General features: G+C 35.0%; 2 protein-coding genes. Both read left to right on the top strand.

The window, feature by feature from the left end; genetic code table 11:
- The first annotated feature begins 76 nt into the window (after nucleotides 1-76).
- Nucleotides 77-598 carry a transposase gene (locus EDC18_RS15010; protein WP_442929372.1) on the top strand — a complete coding sequence of 174 codons (522 nt, stop codon included), beginning with the start codon at nucleotides 77-79 and terminating at the stop codon, nucleotides 596-598.
- Nucleotides 523-1656, top strand: coding sequence for an IS3 family transposase (locus EDC18_RS14340; RefSeq protein ID WP_442929373.1), 1134 nt, complete (start codon nucleotides 523-525; stop codon nucleotides 1654-1656). Before EDC18_RS15010 ends, EDC18_RS14340 begins: the two co-directional genes overlap by 76 nt.
- The last annotated feature ends 46 nt before the right edge of the window (nucleotides 1657-1702 follow it).

Here is a 1702-nt window from a genome sequence, read left to right as displayed (position 1 = left end):
CCCTATGTGTTAGGATAGTTGTCGTATAGAAAAAAGTGTATAATAAAACTACGACAATAACCTGAGGAGAATTGATATGCCAAAAAACAACAATAAGAACAATCAATACACCAAAGAATTCAAAGAATCAATTCTAAAAAGATTAGAAGACCTTAATGAATCCGTACCGCAGATATCAAAAGAACTGGGAATAGCTCCATCTACTATATACACGTGGACGCGTGCTAAATCTAAAGAACAAAACCAAAATCATACACCAAGCAATAACAAACATTCAAGCAAACTAAGTTCAGAAGAAAAATTTCGCATAGTACTTGAAACTTATACCCTAACAGAAGAAGAACTGTCTGCTTACTGTAGAAATAAAGGTATTTATATAGATGACGTAAAAACATGGAGTAAACAGTGCCTTAAAGCTAATACTACTCTTTCAAAAGATCCTCATGAAATGAATGAGGAGATTAAAGAAGAAAAACTCAAAAACAAAAATCTTGAGAAAGAATTGAGGTATAAAGAAAAAGCATTAGCAGAAACAGCTGCCTTACTAGTCTTAAGAAAAAAGGCAAACGCGATCTGGGGGGACCACGAGGAAGACTAATCAGTGACTCAGATCGTATAACAGCAGTAGAGCTGATTAATGAAGCCAGACACAATGGTGCTAGATTAAAAACTGCATGTAAAGAACTAGATATAACCGATCGTACATACCAAAGGTGGACTAACGAAGGTAGTATAATAAGCGATCAGAGACCGCTTGTTAAAAGACCTACACCTAAAAATAAGCTGTCACAAGAGGAACGTTGTGAAGTCCTTAAAACAGTAAATAGCCCAGAATTTGCTGATTTAGTACCAGCGCAGATAGTCCCTAAGCTAGCAGAGCAAGGTAAGTACTTAGCATCAGAATCAACTATCCACCGTATATTGAGAGAAGAAAAAATGAATACCCATAGAAGTAGAACCAAAACACCTGTAAAAAGGGAAGTACCTACACATATAGCTACAAAATCAAACCAAGTATGGACTTGGGATATAACATGGTTAAATGCCGCAATCAAGGGCCAATACTACAAGCTTTATTTAATCCTAGATATGTTTAGTAGATTAATAGTAGGCTATGAAGTCTGGGAGTCAGAGAAAGCTGAATACGCAGAGCATTTAATAAAAAGAACCACATTATCACAAGGTATATCCGGAAAGCCATTAATTTTACACTCTGATAATGGTAGTCCAATGAAAGCAGCTACATTTCTATCTACACTAGAAAAGCTAGGAGTACAAGGCTCTTTTTCAAGACCAAGAGTAAGTAATGATAACCCATATTCAGAATCACTATTTAAAACCATGAAGTATAGACCAAAGTATCCTTTCAAGGGGTTTTCTAGCCTAGAAGAAGCAAGAAAATGGGTGCAAAAGTTTGTGCATTGGTATAATACAAAGCATTTACATAGCGGAATTAAGTTCTTAACGCCTTATCAAAGACACTATGGCTTAGATAAAGAAATAATGAAAAAACGTATTAAGACTTATGAAGAAGCCAAGTCAAGAAATCCACAAAGATGGTCTAAAAACATTAGAGACTGGTCATTACCTAAATATGTAGCACTAAATCCTATTAAAGAAACAGAGTTAAAGGATTATATGGTCCAGAATAAATAGATTATGCGAAATAAATTAAATGCGACAACTTACTTGACAAATACCG

It is taken from the genome of Natranaerovirga pectinivora (assembly GCF_004342165.1).
Lineage (GTDB): Bacteria > Bacillota > Clostridia > Lachnospirales > DSM-24629 > Natranaerovirga > Natranaerovirga pectinivora.
The sequence above is the reverse complement of the archived record's forward strand: the minus strand, read 5'-3'. Positions and strand labels throughout refer to the sequence as shown.